This window comes from Microbispora sp. H10830 (genome assembly GCF_014161375.1).
Classification (GTDB): domain Bacteria; phylum Actinomycetota; class Actinomycetes; order Streptosporangiales; family Streptosporangiaceae; genus Microbispora; species Microbispora catharanthi.
In genome coordinates, this window is sequence record NZ_JABBWX010000009.1 from 292,103 (window position 1) to 306,942 (window position 14,840).

Annotated in this window: 17 protein-coding genes; 8 read left to right on the forward strand and 9 right to left on the reverse strand. The window is 71.8% G+C overall.

Annotated elements, in window-relative coordinates; translation table 11 throughout:
• Window positions 1–54: 54 nt before the first annotated feature.
• Entirely contained in the window at window positions 55–480 is a 426-nt protein-coding gene (locus HHX35_RS23875) for a tautomerase family protein (protein ID WP_182900961.1), read from the reverse strand.
• 36 nt (window positions 481–516) lie between these two features.
• Window positions 517–1,218, reverse strand: a complete 702-nt coding sequence (locus HHX35_RS23880) for an SDR family oxidoreductase (RefSeq protein WP_182900962.1) — start codon at window positions 1,216–1,218, stop codon at window positions 517–519.
• A 90-nt stretch (window positions 1,219–1,308) separates the two neighbouring features.
• Between HHX35_RS23880 and HHX35_RS23885 the strand changes: the two genes are divergently transcribed.
• Window positions 1,309–1,791: a helix-turn-helix domain-containing protein gene (locus HHX35_RS23885; protein ID WP_259405348.1), complete on the forward strand. Its 483-nt coding sequence runs from the start codon at window positions 1,309–1,311 to the stop codon at window positions 1,789–1,791.
• On the opposite strand, the gene HHX35_RS23890 is transcribed toward HHX35_RS23885, so the two are convergent.
• On the reverse strand, window positions 1,788–2,399 hold the full coding sequence (locus tag HHX35_RS23890) for a dihydrofolate reductase family protein (protein WP_182900964.1): 612 nt from the start codon (window positions 2,397–2,399) through the stop codon (window positions 1,788–1,790). The genes HHX35_RS23885 and HHX35_RS23890 overlap by 4 nt on opposite strands.
• A 73-nt stretch (window positions 2,400–2,472) precedes the next feature.
• Window positions 2,473–3,435, reverse strand: a complete 963-nt coding sequence (locus HHX35_RS23895) for a helix-turn-helix domain-containing protein (RefSeq protein WP_220505775.1) — start codon at window positions 3,433–3,435, stop codon at window positions 2,473–2,475.
• Between the two features lie 36 nt (window positions 3,436–3,471).
• Here HHX35_RS23895 and HHX35_RS23900 point away from each other — a divergent pair, with 36 nt between their 5' ends.
• Together HHX35_RS23900 and HHX35_RS23905 are read left to right on the forward strand one after the other, a co-directional pair.
• Window positions 3,472–3,909, forward strand: a complete 438-nt coding sequence (locus HHX35_RS23900; protein ID WP_182900965.1) for a MarR family winged helix-turn-helix transcriptional regulator — start codon at window positions 3,472–3,474, stop codon at window positions 3,907–3,909.
• Window positions 3,906–4,757: an alpha/beta fold hydrolase gene (locus tag HHX35_RS23905; protein WP_182900966.1), complete on the forward strand. Its 852-nt coding sequence runs from the start codon at window positions 3,906–3,908 to the stop codon at window positions 4,755–4,757. The genes HHX35_RS23900 and HHX35_RS23905 overlap by 4 nt, the downstream gene beginning before the upstream one ends.
• Window positions 4,758–4,790: 33 nt before the next feature.
• Here the strand turns inward: HHX35_RS23905 and HHX35_RS23910 are convergent, their stop codons facing one another.
• Window positions 4,791–6,056, reverse strand: coding sequence for an MFS transporter (locus HHX35_RS23910; RefSeq protein ID WP_182900967.1), 1,266 nt, complete (start codon window positions 6,054–6,056; stop codon window positions 4,791–4,793).
• A 76-nt stretch (window positions 6,057–6,132) separates the two neighbouring features.
• Here HHX35_RS23910 and HHX35_RS23915 point away from each other — a divergent pair, with 76 nt between their 5' ends.
• The 3 genes from HHX35_RS23915 to HHX35_RS23925 all read left to right on the forward strand — a co-directional run bounded on the left by HHX35_RS23915 (window position 6,133) and on the right by HHX35_RS23925 (window position 9,248).
• Window positions 6,133–6,696: a TetR/AcrR family transcriptional regulator gene (locus HHX35_RS23915; protein ID WP_182900968.1), complete on the forward strand. Its 564-nt coding sequence runs from the start codon at window positions 6,133–6,135 to the stop codon at window positions 6,694–6,696.
• A gap of 135 nt (window positions 6,697–6,831) precedes the next feature.
• Window positions 6,832–7,779, forward strand: a complete 948-nt coding sequence (gene add / locus HHX35_RS23920) for an adenosine deaminase (RefSeq protein ID WP_182900969.1) — start codon at window positions 6,832–6,834, stop codon at window positions 7,777–7,779.
• 116 nt (window positions 7,780–7,895) lie between these two features.
• The gene (locus HHX35_RS23925; protein ID WP_182900970.1) at window positions 7,896–9,248 is read left to right on the forward strand and encodes a serine hydrolase; all 1,353 of its coding nucleotides are present in this window, start codon (window positions 7,896–7,898) and stop codon (window positions 9,246–9,248) included.
• A gap of 4 nt (window positions 9,249–9,252) precedes the next feature.
• On the opposite strand, the gene HHX35_RS23930 is transcribed toward HHX35_RS23925, so the two are convergent.
• The 4 genes from HHX35_RS23930 to HHX35_RS23945 are packed head-to-tail and all read right to left on the reverse strand — an operon-like array spanning window position 9,253 to window position 12,840.
• On the reverse strand, window positions 9,253–10,449 hold the full coding sequence (locus HHX35_RS23930; protein ID WP_182900971.1) for an ABC transporter permease: 1,197 nt from the start codon (window positions 10,447–10,449) through the stop codon (window positions 9,253–9,255).
• Window positions 10,446–11,237, reverse strand: coding sequence for an ABC transporter ATP-binding protein (locus tag HHX35_RS23935; RefSeq protein WP_182900972.1), 792 nt, complete (start codon window positions 11,235–11,237; stop codon window positions 10,446–10,448). The genes HHX35_RS23930 and HHX35_RS23935 overlap by 4 nt, the downstream gene beginning before the upstream one ends.
• A complete protein-coding gene (locus HHX35_RS23940) occupies window positions 11,234–12,298 on the reverse strand; it encodes a peptidoglycan-binding protein (RefSeq protein ID WP_310739264.1) in 1,065 nt (354 codons plus the stop codon). The genes HHX35_RS23935 and HHX35_RS23940 overlap by 4 nt, the downstream gene beginning before the upstream one ends.
• Complete coding sequence (locus tag HHX35_RS23945; protein ID WP_182900973.1) at window positions 12,295–12,840, reverse strand: hypothetical protein; 546 nt, start codon at window positions 12,838–12,840, stop codon at window positions 12,295–12,297. The genes HHX35_RS23940 and HHX35_RS23945 overlap by 4 nt, the downstream gene beginning before the upstream one ends.
• Before the next feature lie 155 nt (window positions 12,841–12,995).
• Between HHX35_RS23945 and HHX35_RS23950 the strand changes: the two genes are divergently transcribed.
• Window positions 12,996–13,649 (forward strand): response regulator transcription factor, encoded by a 654-nt coding sequence (locus HHX35_RS23950; RefSeq protein WP_139572543.1) that lies wholly within the window; start codon window positions 12,996–12,998, stop codon window positions 13,647–13,649.
• Entirely contained in the window at window positions 13,646–14,815 is a 1,170-nt protein-coding gene (locus HHX35_RS23955; protein ID WP_310739265.1) for a HAMP domain-containing sensor histidine kinase, read from the forward strand. The genes HHX35_RS23950 and HHX35_RS23955 overlap by 4 nt, the downstream gene beginning before the upstream one ends.
• Window positions 14,816–14,840 lie beyond the last annotated feature (25 nt).

Genomic DNA, 14,840 nt, shown 5'->3' on the forward strand with positions numbered 1-14,840 from the left:
CGGCGTGGGGGCGCGCGGTCGCTCACCGGCCGAAGCGACGTAGCGGCGGCGCGGTCAGTAGGGGGACGCCGAGTTGCTCGCAGCCCAGCGCTTCTCGGCGTCGGAGCCTGCCGGGGGCGGCGCGATCCCGTTGATCATCCAGAGGTCGTCACTGGTCTCGTCGATGTGGAACTCCCAGTGCAGCGCTGCGTGCCCTTCGAGGTGGGGCTGCAGCATGCCCCTGATCCACCGGGCGGTGCGGCGCCGGCTCTCCCGATCGGGGTTGCTGCGGGCGATGTGGTCGATGGCGATGCGGACCCCGGCCGGGGTGGGCTCCCCACCGACGTAGAAATCCTCGGGCCGGGTCTGGTGGAACAGCGTGACCACGTAGAACCGCGGCAGCCCGACCTGTTCGTAGTGGTCGGCGATACGGGAGGCGAGCTGGTGCTTCTCCTCATCGGTGAAGATTCCGGGCGTGTGATGAATGGTCCACAGTGGCATGGCGGTTCGGTACTCCTTGAGTGCTGAGATGCGATCTCAACGGGCGGCCGAGAAGGTCAGGCCCTCCACGGGGCCGGACAGCGCCGCCTTGGCGGCGACTGTGACGTCGTCGGCGAGCACCTCCGTGGCCCCGGACTCCAGGCCGTCGACGATCCGCGCGGCCACGTCGGCCGGCGTCGCCTTCGGCAGCTCGACGGCGGAGACCATCTCGGTGTCGATGAACCCTGCGTGCACACCGACGACCTGGGTGTTCTGGCGCGCCAGTTCGAGCCGGAGCGAGTTCGTGAGGGACCACGCCGCCGCCTTGGACGCCCCGTAGGCGCCGCTGCCGGCCAGCCAGGACAGCACGGAGTGCATGTTGACCAATGCGCCCCCGCCGTTCGCGGCCAGGATCGGTGCGAACGCCCGCGCCATCCGCAGTGGCCCGAAGACGTTGACGTCGAACGTCACGGTGGCGCGCTCGAAGTCACCCGTCAGCAGCGGGGCCGGCAGCAGGATCCCGGCGTTGTTGAACACGATCTCGGCGTCGGCGGCGACCTCCGCGAGGGCGGCGACCGACGCCGCCGAGCGGACCTCCAGCTCGGCGGCGACCACCCCCGGACGGTCGTCGATGTACGCCGAGCGCGCGGTCGAGTACACCTTTCGCGCCCCGCGCGCCAGCACCTCGTCGACCAGCGCAGCGCCGAGTCCACGCCGGCCCCCGGTCACCACAACCACCCTGCCCGCCACCGCGACCATGACATCTCCCCCTGAGTAACGACCTCGTTAGCGAGATTGCATCACACCATGCTGACTAACGCAAGCGTTAGCTACAATGGCGGGGTGGCGATGAAGTTCGAGGAACGGCTGTCCGACCGGGATGCGTGGTCGATCGGCGACGGATGCTCGGCGGGACGTGTGCTGGACCTGCTCAGCACCAAGACGGTGTTCCTGGTGGTCCGCGAATGCTTCTATGGCACAACAAGGTTCGACGACTTCGTGACGCGGATCGGGGCCTCGGCGCCCGCGGTGTCGCGGGCACTCAAACAGCTGAAGGCCGCGGGTGTCGTCGCGCCCGTCGTCTATCGGGAGCCGGGGAGCCGGGCCCGCGACGAATACCGGCTGACCGAGGCCGGTGAGGACCTGCTGCCGGTGTTCCTGTCGCTGATGCAGTGGGGCGACAAGCACCTGCAGGACGGCCGCCCGCCCCTGTCGTTCGTCGAGGCCGGCACCGGCCGTTCGATACAGGTCCGCGTCGTCGCCGAGCCGGCGCCGGAGACGGCGTGCGACGACATCGAGATCCGGCTGAACCCCGCCTGGAGGCGCGGCTAGCGGCGCACCCTGAACCTCAGGTGCAGCACGCCGTCGCCCTGGATGACCACGTGGGGATCCTCCAGCAGATGCTGCCCGTCGATGCCGCCGAAGTAGCGTTTGCCCGACCCGAACACCACCGGCACCACGTCCATCGCCACCTCGTCCACGAGACCGGCCGCGAGGATCTGGCTGCCCACTTCGCCGGCGTTCACGCTGACGATCCGCTCCCCGGCGAGCTCCTGGGCCTTGTCGATCGCAGCCGTCACGTCGTCGACGAAGTGGTACGACGCCTCGGGGTGCCAGCCCTCGGGCTTGGGCCGGTGGGACACCACGATCACGTGGTCACCCGCGGGCGGCCGGCCCTCCCAGCCGTTCACGAGGTCGAACAGGTTGCGGCCCATCACGATCGCGCCGATCGCCTCCCATATCGGCCGGACGTACTCCGCCGATGCACGGGAGAGCTTGAAGCCGCTTCCGACGCCGGAATGGTCGTACTGCTGGTCGCCGCCTTCTGTGATCGGAGTGTCCCCCTTGAAGTACCAATCGTGGAGTGGCCCGACGTCGTCGTTCTCGTCGGCGATGAACCCGTCCACCGACACCGCGTTGTGCATGATCACTGTGCCCACCGGTTCTCCTCGGGTCGCCTTGCGCATTCACCCCGATCTTGGCCGCCCTGGGGGCGAGCAGGCTTGTAAAAAATCAATCGGCGGGCATCGGACCGCTGTCCGGCGGGAACCCCGGCTCGGCGGGGAATCGGCGCCGCAGGGCCAGGTATTCCGTCGGGGTGTGGCCGGTGAAGTCCTTGAACTCCCTGCTGAAGTGGGCCTGGTCGAAGTAGCCCGCCGTTTGGGCGAGCTCCGACCAGTCGACCGGACGCAGGGCGTCCACGGACAGGATCAGCCGCGCGAAGCGGTAGATCCGCGCCACCCGCTTCGGGGTGACCCCGACATGAGACTTGAACTGTGTGGCCAGGTGATTGCCGCTCACCCCGGCCGCATCGGCCAGCGCACCGACCGGGACGGCGCCGTGAGAGGTCTCCAGACGCCCGCTTGTGTGCCGGACCAGGTCGAGACCGCGCGACGATGCCTCGGCAAATCGCGATCGCAGCTCCTCCTCCACTACCCGCAGCGTCTCGCCGGCCGAGGCGATGTCGCCGAGCCGGTTGCGAATCCGGTCCACCGATCGTCGCCAGACAGCGTCGACCGGCACCCACCGGTCTCGCAGCTCTGTCGCCGGCACGTCGACGAACGGTGACATCCCCCACGGCTTGAAGTGCACCCCGACGAGCCGCACCCGTGTGGGGTACTCGAAGAGGAAACGCCTGGTCCATACGCCCATGAACCAGCCATCGGTGAACACTTCCGGCGGCACCGAAGGGTCGGAATCCCACAGGCGGGCAGGTCCGCCCAGGTTGACGAACAGGTGTGCCGACGGCATCGGGGGGACGTTCATCCGGCGGTGTCGCGGCACCCCGGTCAGGCAGTAGATGTCATCGATGAACCGGTCGAGCGGCGGCGCGGGCACCCGGCCGACGTATTCCATGGACTCAGTGTGGCCGACGAGATTCGATCTCGCGCGAAAAGCCGTACCAGCGCGCCACGCCCGCCGCCGGTCTGCTCCTCGGCGCGGCCGCGCCGCACCGACAGTCGCCGTCGCCAGCATATTGCCTTGGCTAAGTTAGGATGCTAAGTTACTGGCATGGAGCAAAACCTCAGCCTCAACCTGCACGTTCTCACCGCCCGGCTGGACCGGGCAGCCGACCGGATTCTCCGGGCCGAGCACGGCATCTCCTACAGCCGGTTCCTGGCGCTGACCCTGGTGGGAGAGCTGGGAGCATCGACGCAGCGGACCCTCGCCGAATACCTCGGCGTGACCGAGCCGTCGGTGAGCCGCATGACCGGCGTCCTGGCCGCCGACGGCCTTCTCGACGTCCAGCCCGACCCCGCCGGGGGCAACCGCCGGCGGCTGAGCCTCACCGACGCGGGAAAGCGGCGGGTGACCTCGATCCGGCAGGAGTTCGAAGACCGGCTGGCCTCGGTCGTCGCCGAGAGCGGCGTGCCGTACGCCGAGTACGCCGAGCACACCGCGCGGCTGCTGGCCACCTTCGACCGGCTGGAGCGGGAGGCGGGCAAGTGAGCAGGAACATCGACACCCCGCCCTTACGCCAGGGCACGGCCGTCTCGGCCGACGGCACCGTGATCGGCTACCAGACGCTGGGCACGGGCCCCGCTCTCATCGTGATCGGCGGCAACCTTCGCACCTCGGACGACTACCTGCCGCCCGCCGCCACACTGGCCCGCTCCTTCACCGTGCACGTCGTCGACCGGCGCGGACGCGGCGCCAGCGGCCCCCAGGGACCCGAGTATTCCCTGGCCAAGGAAGTGGAGGACCTACGCGCCGTCCAGGCCGCGACCGGGGCGCGCCTGGCCTTCGGGCACAGCTACGGCGGACTGGTCGTCCTGGAGACCGCACGCTCCTTCCCGCTGTTCGACCGCATCGCGGTCTACGAGCCCGGAGTGCCCTGCTCCCCCGTTCCCACCGCCTGGATGGCCCCCTTCCGCGAACGGCTGGCCGCCGGCGACCACTACGGCGCTTTCATCCACTTCATCCAGGGCTCCGGCGGCGCACCGGACTTCATGACCAAACTGCCGCACTGGTATCTGCGCATGGTCTTCCGCATCGCCTTCCGCGGACAGGCCTGGCAGCGGATGCGGCCCCTTCTGGGAGCCTGCCTGGCCGAGCACGAGCAGCTCGCCGCCCAGTACGGCCGCCTCGCCGAGTTCAAAGACGTCACCGCCCCCGTGCTGCTCCTCGTCGGCGGCCGCTCCAAGCCCGAGCACCGAGCGGAGTTCGCCATGCTCCGCGACACCCTTCCCGACGCCACTCTCGAAACCATCGACGGCCTCGGCCATCTGTCCCCGACGGAACCCAAAGCGGGCCCGATCGTGGCCGAACGGTCACTGCCGTTCCTCCTGGGACGATGAGGTGGACGCTGGGGCGCCGGATCACGCTCGGAATCAAGGAGCCGTCCGGTGCACGTCCACGTCGCGGTCGGGTGCCCGGCCGTCGGCCGGCGGCACCGTGCCCCGGCCGGCCACCATCGCGACGATCGTCTGACCGGCCGCAGCGACACACAGCAGAATGATCGGTGCCTGCCAGCCGGAACCGATGGTGTGCAGCAGGCCGAAAATCACCGGTCCTGCGGCCGCCAGCAGGTAACCGATCGACTGCGCCATCGCCGACAATGCGCCCGCCACGGTCGCGTCCTGGGCGCGCAGGCCGAGGAAGGCCAATGCGAGCACCAGACAGGCTCCGCCGCCCAGCCCGAGGACGACACTCCACAGCAACGCCCAGCCCGGCACCACCAGAAGTCCGAGGTAGCCGGCGAGCAGGACCACCGAGCTCGCCGTCGCCACCGCACGCTGGTCGCGTGCCCACCGCAGCGCGGCGGGCACCGCCAGGCTGGTCGACACCGCGACCGCCTGGAACACGAACAGCAGCCATCCCGCCGCCGCCGCGCTTACTCCGCTGTCCTGGAATACCTGAGGCAACCACGTGACGACGACATAGAAGCCGAGCGACTGCAGTCCCATGAACGCCGTGACCGCCCACGCCAGCGCCGATCCCCACGGCAACCGGTGTCCGCGAATCGCCTCCGAGGCCGGCCGCGTCGGCCGCGAAGTGCGCAACTGCGGCAGCCACAGCACGACAGCCGCCAGCGCGAGCACGATCCAGCAACCCAACGCGGTGTGCCAACCACCAGGGGCGACCTGGCTCATCGGTACCGCCACCCCGGAAGCCACCGCGGCGACAGCCCCCATCACCGTGGCGTACGCGCTGGTCAGCAGGCCCACTCTGGTAGGGAACTCGCGCTTGATCAGGCTCGGCAGCAGCACGTTGCCCACAGCGACCGCCGCCCCGATCAGCAGGGTTCCCGCCAACAGCCCGATCGCCGTCGGCGCCCACCGCATGGCGATCCCGAGGGTCAGCACCACGAGCGCACCCCAGAGGAGCCGCTCGGGTCCCCACCGCGCCGCCAGTCGCGGAACCATCGGCGATATCACCGCGAACGCCAGCAGGGGCAGCGTGCTCAGCAGCCCGGCCACGGCCGAATCCAGCTCCAGATCGGCCTGCACACGATCCAGCAACGGCCCGACACCGGTCAAGCTCGGCCGTAGGTTCGCCGCCACCACCAGCAATCCCCACACCAGCAGCGCTCGTCCGGAACGCCCTGCCGACCGCTTCGGGAGCAGCGAGAGCAGGATGAAACGCTCCTTCGACATGTGTCGACCCCTCAGGCATAATCTGGAATGCGGAATCCGTATTCCGCCCCGAAGTCTAGGCAGAGGATCGTTTGGTATGTCAACTCCGCAGGCCCGCCGCAAGACGCGTAGCGACGCCGAACGCAATCGAGATCGCGTCCTGGAGGCGGCTCGCGCGTTGTTCGCCGAGTCCGGCTACGACGTGCAGATGTCGGAGGTCGCACGGGCGGCGGGCGTCGGCATCGGGACCCTCTACCGCAAGTTCCCGACCAGGGAGGCCCTGATCGAGGCCATCGCCGAGCACCGGGCCGCCGACATCATCGCCGCCGCACGCCGGCTCACCGACGCCGACGATCCGGCTCAAGGCCTGGCCCGTTTCCTGCACCACATGGGCGAGGTGCTGTCGGACGATCGCGGCATGTCGGAGGTCGTCGAGAAGGCCATGGGCACGAGCGAACCGCGGGAAGAGACCCGAGAGGCGCTGCTCGCCATCGCCGCGGAGCTGATCGACCGGGCGCAGGCGCGCGGCACGGTCGGGCATGAGGTGACGACCGAAGACGTCAACATGATCATCTGCGGCCTGGCGGCGGTCATCCGCAACGCCGCCGGCGATTGGCGGCGGTACATCGAGGTCGCCCTCGACGGTCTCCGTCCCCGCTGACCGGGCGCTCTCCCGCCCGGACGCGCGCCGTCCTCGGCCGTGCGGGTCAGCGCCGAGTGCAGCCGTGCGTGGTCGCCGTTGCCGCACGTCAAAATCATGTGCGTGCTGCGCACGCCGATTGCCTAGGGTTCTGCCGTGAGAGATCTCCGCCTGTTGCCCAAGGCTCATCTGCACACCCACCTGGAAAGCACCGTCCGTCCCGCCACGATCCGCGAGCTGGGAGGCGAGCCGCCGGTCCAGGACCGGCCGTTCACCGATTTCAGGGAGTTCGCCGACCAACGGGCCGAAGTGCGGGCGCTGCTGCGCGACTACGAGCACTTCCGTCGCATCGCCGAGGAGTTCTGCCAGGACGAGGCCGCCCAGGGGGTTCGCTACGCGGAGGTCACCTTCACCGCGGCGGCTCACGGCGAGCGTCTCGGCGATCCGGACATGCCGCTGGAGGCCGTGCTGGAGGGACTCGCCGCCGGCGCGGAGCGGTACGGCATCCAGACTCGGGTGATCCTCGACCACTCCCGCCGCCGTCCCGTCGAGCGGCTGTGGCACAGCCTCAAGCTGGCCACCCGGCACCCCCAGGTGATCGGCATCGGCCTCGCGGGAGACGAGGCCTACCCGGCGGCGCCGTTCGCCGAGGTGTTCCAGCCCGCCCGCGAGGCGGGGCTGCACCTGGTGCACCACGCCGGGGAGACGGCAGGCCCGGCCAGCGTCTGGGAGGCCTTGACGGTGGGGCAGGCGGAGCGGATCGGCCATGGCATCCGCGTACTGGAGGATCCGGACCTGGTGACCGAACTGCGGAGACGCCGAGTGCCGCTGGAGGTCTGCCCCTCCTCGAACGTCCTGCTCGGACTGGTCCCGTCACTGGCGGAGCACCCGCTGCCGCGCCTGATCGAGGCCGGTCTGACGGTCACCGTGAACACTGACGGGGAGACGTCGCTGGCGGCGGAGTACCAGCGCGCCAGAGAGATCTTCGGATGCAGCGATGCGGAACTGGCGAACCTGGCCCGTGCCTCGGTCGAGGGCAGCTTCGCACCTGCCGAGTCGAAAGCGCGGATCGGCGCCGAGATCGACCGATGGCTGAGCGGATGAGAGCCCGCGTCCCGGCACCGCCGTTCAGGGGACGAAGCGCTGCCTGGGCCGACTCCCGGGCCGCGTGGGCGGCGGGACGCTAGCCTGGTGCGGATCACGGAAAGGGGAACGCCGGAATGGTGCTGGAGGGGACGGCCCGCGCACTGCTGCGCAGGCTGGCGGCCGAGCAGGCGGAGGCACGGGTGCCGTCGCTGGTGGCGGCGATCGTGCGGGGTGGCGAGATCGCCTGGTTCGGGGCACGCGGCCGGGTCGGCGGGGAGCCGCCCACCCGGGACACCCAGTATCGCATCGGGTCCATCACCAAGACCCTCGTGGCGACCGTCGCCATGCGGCTGCGCGACGAGGGCCGGCTCGACCTGCTCGACCCCCTGGACAAGCACGTGCCCGGCACACCGCTGGGCGACGTCACGGTCGCCCAGCTGCTGTCCCACAGCGGCGGACTGACCGCCGAGTCGCCCGGCCAGTGGTGGGAGCGCACGCCGGGTGTGCCGGTGGGCGACCTGATCGCCGCGCTCGGCCCCGAGTCCGCCCGGCACCGGCCCGGCCGCCGCTACCACTACTCCAACCTCGGGTTCGCGCTGCTCGGCGAGCTGGTCGCGCGCAAGCGGTCGGCGCCGTGGGACGAGGTCGTACGCGAGGAGGTCCTGGAGCCGCTCGGCATGCGCGACACCACCCCGCGTCCCCGTGCGCCGCACGCCACCGGATACGCCGTGCACCCGTGGGCCGACGCGCTGCTGCCCGAGCCGGAAAACGACCACGCCGCCATGGCCCCCGCAGGGCAGATGTGGTCCACGGCCGCCGACCTGGCCCGGTGGGCGGCCTTCATCGGCGGCGACACCGGCGAGGTGCTGCGCCCGGCCACGGTCGCCGAGATGCGCGAGCCGGCCGTCGTCGAGGACGGCGACACCTGGACCCGCGGCTACGGGCTCGGCCTCCAGCTCACCCGGCACACCGGGCCCGGCGGCCCGCGGCGGCTGGCCGGCCACACCGGGTCGATGCCCGGCTTCCTCGCCACCGTGTGGGCCGACCCCGCCGACGGCGTGGCGGTGCTGTGGATGGCCAACACCACCTCGGGCGTGCGCAACCTCGACACCGCCCTGCTGGACATCCTGGCCGAGCACGAGCCGCCGCTGCCGGCCGAGTGGTCGCCCTCCCCCGTGGACGAGGACCTGCTGGCGCTGACCGGGCCGTGGTACTGGGGGCCGACGGCGTACGTGCTCCGGGTCCTGCCGCAGCGGGGCCTGTCGCTGACCCCGGTGAACGGGCAGGGCCGCGCCTCCCGGTTCGCCGCCCGGGCCGACGGCACCTGGGTGGGGCTCGACGGCTACTACGCCGGGGAGACCCTGCGGGTGGTCCGCTCCCCCGGCGGGGTGACCCACCTCGACCTCAACACGTTCATCTTCACGCGTGAGCCGTACGACCCGGCGGCCCCGGTGCCGGGCGGCGTCGATCCGGCCGGCTGGAGATGACCCGTCAGGTGGTGGCCAGCGCGACCGTCGGCGACAGGCGGGCCGCGCGCATCGCCGGATAGAGGCCGGCGAGGGTGCCGATGACGAGCGTGGCGCCGACGGCGCCCGCGAACGCCCAGGCCGGGACCACCGGCGGCCAGTCACGCGACAGCGCGTAGCCTGCGGTGGCCAGGCCGCCGAGCGCCGCGCCCACGATCCCGCCGAGCGCCGACAGCAGCAGCGACTCGGCGAGGAACTGCAGGCGCACCTGCCCGCGGGTGGCGCCCAGCGAGCGGCGCAGGCCGATCTCCTTGCGCCGCTCCAGCACCGAGATCACCATCGTGTTGGCCACGCCGACCCCGCCGACCAGCAGCGCGACCGCGCCGAGGCCGAGCAGCAGGTTGGTGAACGCGCTCGCGGCCGCCGCCCGGGCCGCCAGCGCGTCGGAGGGCCTGCTGACCGTGACCTCCTCCGGGTTCTCCGGGTTGACCGTGCGCGGCAGCACGGCCCGCACGGCCTCCACCGACTCCTCCGCGGACCGCTCGTAGACGGTCGTCGGGTGGCCGTCGAAGCCCAGGTACTTCTCTGCGGCAGGGAACCCGACGAGCGCCGAGCGCTCGATCTCCGGGGCGAGCGGCATCGGGCCGAGGACCCCGACGACGGTGAACCACCGTTCGCCCATCCAGACCTGTACGCCGGTTCTGGAGATGCCGAGCCGTTCGGCGGCCTTGGCGCCCAGCACGACGGCGGGACGCGCCTCGGTGGCGGCGTTCAGCCAGGCCCCCTTGACCACCCGGCCCTCCAGGGTGGTGAGCAGGTCGGCGGTCGTGGCCTGGACGGCGATGCCGCCGGTCACGGCCTTGGGGATGCGGTCGGTGCGCCGGATCGTGGTGTCGACCGTGCCGGTGGCCGAGGCCGTGCGGACCGGCCCGATGCGCCGGACCATGCCGAGCGCCTCGACCGGCAACTTGGCCTCCTCGCCGAACACCGTCTGCCCCGGCGCGACGGTGAGCAGGTTGGTGCCGAGCCGGTCGAGCTGGCGCAGCAACTGCTCGCGGGAGGAGGACGAGATGCCCAGCACCGCGATCATGGTGGCGATGCCGATGGCGATGCCCAGCGCGGACAGGACCACCCGCGCGGGGCGGGTGCGCAGCCCGGCCGCGCCGGTCCGCAGGACGTCGGACGGCCCGAGCCTGGCGGGGGTCAGCCGCTGACGGGTCATCGTGGTGCTCCCTTCGCCGCCCCCGCGGTTTCGGCGTTCGGCGCCGTTTCAGGGGTGCGCTTGGGGTTGGGCCCGGGTGGGCGGCGTCCGGTGCCCGCCCCGGCGTCGGCGACGACGTTGCCGTCGCGTACGCGCACCTGCCGGGGGCACCATTCGGCGATCTCGGGGTCGTGGGTGATGACCGCGATCGTGGTGCCGGCGGCGTGCAGGTCGCGCAGGACCCCCAGCACCTCGGCGCCCGCCGCGGAGTCCAGGTTGCCGGTCGGCTCGTCGGCCAGCAGCAGCGGCGGGTCGCCCGCCACGGCGCGGGCCACCGCCACCCGCTGCTGCTCGCCGCCGGACAACTGGTTGGGGCGGTGGCCCAGCCGGTGGCCGAGGCCCACCCGCTCCAGCGCGGCGGCGGCGCGTTCCCGCCGCGCCCGCAGCGGCGTGCCGGTGTAGAGCAGACCGTCGGCGACGTTGTCCAGCGCGCTCACTCCGGGCGCGAGGTGGAACTGCTGGAAGACGAAGCCCAGGTGGCGGGCGCGCAACGCGGACAGCTCGCGGTCGGAAAGCCCGGCCACGTCGTGCCCGGCGATCCGTACGGTGCCCGTGGTGGGCCGGTCCAGGGTCCCGATCAGGTGCAGCAGGGTCGACTTCCCGGAGCCGGACGGCCCGGCGATGGCGACCAGTTCGCCGCGTCCGACCAGCAGGTCCACGCCGCGCAGGGCCCGCACGCCGCCGCCGTACACCTTGGTCACCTCGCGTAGCTCCACGACGTAGGGCTCCTCGGGCTGCTGGATGCTCATGTGGCGGGCACCCCGACCTTCATGCCCTCGGCGAGCCCGGCGCCGGTGATCTCGACCATGCCGCTGCCGAAGGCGCCGAGCTCGACCGGGACCACGCGGGTGGACGCGCCCTCGGCCACCTCGACGCCGAAGCCGCCCTCGCGCAGGGCCAGCAGCGCCTCCACGGGCACGGCCAGCACGTTCTCGCGCCGCTCGCTGACCAGCTCCACCTCGACCGGGGCCTTGTCGAGGCGGGTCTTCGGGGTCTTGCTCAGGGTGATGTCGACGTCGATGGTGCTGCCCTCGTCCTGGCCCTGCCCGGAGGAGACGGCCTCGGCCACCGTGCCGACCGCGGTGATCTTCCCGGTGACCCGCTCGCCGCCGGGCAGTTCCACGGTGACCTTGGCGCCCTTCCTGGCCAGCGTTTGGTCGTCTGTGGACAGGTCGACGTGCACCAGCCGCCGTACGCCCGACACGGTGAGGGCCGGACGTCCGGGCGTGGTCCTGTCGCCGACCTCGACCTTGGCGTCGGTCACCCGGGCGGCGGCGGGCAGGAAGATCACCTGGGAGGCGTCCACCTGCCCGGTCTCGGGCAGCCCGGCGTCGTCCTGCCACTCCTTGACGGCCACGTAGGTGGCGTAGCTGAAGTGGTCGTCCACGGTCAGGTCGTCGCCGTAGCCGAGGACCTTGAGGTTGCGTTCGAGCTGCTCGACGTCCGGGCCGTCGTCGACGCCCTGTCGCAGCGGGCGGTACATCGGCAGTGATCCGTACATGAGGACCACCGGCCTGCGGTCGACCCTGAGCAGCGGACGGCCGCGCCGGACGACCGCGCCCTCGGCGGGGGCCCAGGTCACGGTGCCGGAGGCGTCGGTGCTCACCTGCCGCTCGCCGGAGTAGGTCAGCGACCCCTCCACGGTCTTGGTGTCGACGAGGTCCTGACGGGTGATCGACGCGGTGGCGGGGACCGGGGGCGGGGAGGGCTCGGCCGCGCCTGCGCCGTCGCCGCCCGCCACGGCGACGGCCGTTCCCGCGGCGGCCAGAGCGAGGACGCCGGCGCCCGCGATCACCAGGCCCTTCCTCACGGCTTCCTCCCCGGCGCGAACTCCTCGCAGGCCTTCTGCGCCTCTTCCATCGCCTTCTCCTGGCCCGGCTTGAGCTTGATCTGGATCCCCTGCCCGGGGGCCGGGTCGGCGATGTCGATGCCGTGCTCGCGCATGCACTGGGCGAACTTGACCATCCGGTCGCGCGCCTCGGGGTCGTCGCCGCCGAGCTTGTCGCCGACCGCGTCCTTCATGAAGTGCTGGCAGGCCTGCATGGCCTTCTGCATCGAGGCCTCGTCGCCCTTCTTGCCCATGATTCGGACGCGGCCGTCGGGACCGGGGTCGGGCACGTCCACTCCGTGCTCGCGCATGCACTGGGCGAACTTGAGCTGGGCCTCCTGGCGGTCAACCGTGGCCGACGCCGACGGCCTGGCCGTCGCGCCGCCCGCCGTGCCCGGCCTGGCGCCGCCCGCGCTGGCGATCCCGTCGTCCGCGGGGGCCGCGCCGCAGCCGGCCAGTGCCAGTGCGAGCCCCAGTGTGAGCCCCAGTGCCGGGCCCAGCGCGCGCAGTTGTCGTATGCGCATGGGTCGTTCCTCCTCTGTCGTTCCTTCTCATCCGGGGCGTTCACCCGGGACGGGGCCCAACTCCAGCGGAGGCGGTGCTAAACGCGGATAAGCGAGATCCGCTTATCCGCGGCTAACACCGCCTGCGCCACTCTCGGAGCGAGCGGGAGGTTGGGATGCGGGTGCTCGTGGTCGAGGACGAGGAACAGCTGGCCGAGGCCGTCGCACGGGGGCTGCGGCTGCACGCGATCGCGGTGGACGTGGCCTACGACGGTCAGGAGGCGCTTGAGCTGGCCGCCTACGTCGACTACGACGTGGTCGTGCTCGACCGCGACCTGCCCGAGGTGCACGGCGACGAGGTGTGCCGGGAACTGGTCACGGCCAGCGGGACCGGCCGCATCCTCATGCTGACGGCGGCCGGGCGGGTGCGGGACCGGGTCGGGGGTCTGTCCCTGGGCGCCGACGACTACCTGGTCAAGCCCTTCGCGTTCGCCGAGCTGGTGGCCCGGATCCGGGCGCTGGCCCGGCGCTCGCCCCGGGTGGTGCCGCCCGTGCTGGAGCGGGCCGGGATCCGGCTCGACCCCGCCCGCCGTACGGTGGTGCGCGACGGGCGTGAGGTGGCGCTGGGCCGCAAGGAGTTCGACGTGCTGCGCGAGCTCATGTGCGCCGGCGGAGGGCTGGTGACCTCGGCCCGGCTGCGCGCGAGCGTGTGGGACGAGCACGCCGACGCCGGCACGGGCGTGCTGCGCGTCACGATCACCTCGCTGCGCCGCAAGCTGGGCGAGCCCGCGGTTATCGAGAACGTGCCGGGCCGGGGGTACCGGCTGTGACCCGCGTCCTGTCCCCGTGGAGCAGGCTCGGCCTGCGCATGCGGCTCACCCTGCTGTACGGCGGGCTGTTCTTCCTGGCGGGGTCGGTGCTGCTGTGGTTCACCCACCTGCTCACCGCGCGGGCGCTCAACCAGCGGTTCGTGGTGGCGGTGGCGTCGAAGGTGACCGGTACCCCCCAAACCGTGTTCGGGGGCAGGTTGCCCGACAGCGACATGCTCGCGCAGCGGGTGCGCACCAACGTCGAGCAGGGGGCGGCCGACGTGCTGACCGACGTGCTCAGGTCGTCGGTGATCGTCATGGTCCTGGTGGGGGTCGTCGCGGTGGTGCTGGGCTACCTGGTGGCCGACCGTGCCCTGCGCCCGCTGGACCGGGTGACCGAGACCGCGCAGCGGCTGTCGGAGAGCACGCTGCACGAGCGGATCGAGCTGCGCGGGCCGCAGGACGAGGTCAAGCGGCTCGCCGACACCTTCGACGCGATGCTCGACCGGCTGCACGGGGTGTTCGACGCCCAGCGCAGGTTCATCGCCAACGCCTCCCACGAGCTGCGCACCCCGCTGGCGGTCAACCGTACGGTCCTGGAGGTGTCGCTGGAGGAGCCGGCGGCGTCGGAGGACCTCAAGGCGCTGGCCCGCACGCTGCTCGGCACCAACGCGAGGTACGAGCGGCTGATCGAGGGCCTGCTCATGCTGGCGCAGTCGGAGCAGGAGCTGGCGGCCCGCAAGCCGGTCGACCTGCGGCAGGTCGTCCGCATGGCGATGGAGCAGATCGACCTGCAGCCGCGCCGCAGGAAGGTGGTCGTCCACGAGGACCTGTGCCCGGCGGTCGCGCACGGCGACCCGCTGTTCCTCGAACGCTGCCTGGTCAACCTGCTGGAGAACGCGATCAAGTACAACGTGCGGGACGGGGAGGTCTGGGTCCGGTTGCGGGAGGAGGAGGCCGGGGTGAGCGTGACGGTGGAGAACACCGGGCCCCTGGTCCCGCCATACGAGGTGGACGACCTGTTCGAGCCGTTCCGCCGGCTCGGCGGCGACCGCGTCCGCTCCGCCCGGGGGGCGGGGCTGGGCCTGTCCATCGTCCGGGCCATCGCCGTGGCGCACGGCGGCGAGGTGGAGGCGCTCGCCCGGCCGGAGGGCGGCCTGACGGTGACCGTACGCCTGCCCGGGTGAGCCCGGATTCTCCTGCCGCCGGTGA

Excerpts from the sequence above, each read along its gene's own strand:
- HHX35_RS23875 (WP_182900961.1), bottom strand. The coding sequence starts at position 480 with ATGCCACTGTGGACCATTCATCACACGCCCGGAATCTTCACCGATGAG.
- HHX35_RS23880 (WP_182900962.1), bottom strand. The coding sequence starts at position 1,218 with ATGGTCGCGGTGGCGGGCAGGGTGGTTGTGGTGACCGGGGGCCGGCGT.
- HHX35_RS23885 (WP_259405348.1), top strand. The coding sequence starts at position 1,309 with ATGAAGTTCGAGGAACGGCTGTCCGACCGGGATGCGTGGTCGATCGGC.
- HHX35_RS23895 (WP_220505775.1), bottom strand. The coding sequence starts at position 3,435 with ATGCTGGCGACGGCGACTGTCGGTGCGGCGCGGCCGCGCCGAGGAGCA.
- HHX35_RS23900 (WP_182900965.1), top strand. The coding sequence starts at position 3,472 with ATGGAGCAAAACCTCAGCCTCAACCTGCACGTTCTCACCGCCCGGCTG.
- HHX35_RS23910 (WP_182900967.1), bottom strand. The coding sequence starts at position 6,056 with ATGTCGAAGGAGCGTTTCATCCTGCTCTCGCTGCTCCCGAAGCGGTCG.
- HHX35_RS23915 (WP_182900968.1), top strand. The coding sequence starts at position 6,133 with ATGTCAACTCCGCAGGCCCGCCGCAAGACGCGTAGCGACGCCGAACGC.
- HHX35_RS23925 (WP_182900970.1), top strand. The coding sequence starts at position 7,896 with ATGGTGCTGGAGGGGACGGCCCGCGCACTGCTGCGCAGGCTGGCGGCC.
- HHX35_RS23930 (WP_182900971.1), bottom strand. The coding sequence starts at position 10,449 with ATGACCCGTCAGCGGCTGACCCCCGCCAGGCTCGGGCCGTCCGACGTC.
- HHX35_RS23935 (WP_182900972.1), bottom strand. The coding sequence starts at position 11,237 with ATGAGCATCCAGCAGCCCGAGGAGCCCTACGTCGTGGAGCTACGCGAG.
- HHX35_RS23945 (WP_182900973.1), bottom strand. The coding sequence starts at position 12,840 with ATGCGCATACGACAACTGCGCGCGCTGGGCCCGGCACTGGGGCTCACA.
- HHX35_RS23950 (WP_139572543.1), top strand. The coding sequence starts at position 12,996 with ATGCGGGTGCTCGTGGTCGAGGACGAGGAACAGCTGGCCGAGGCCGTC.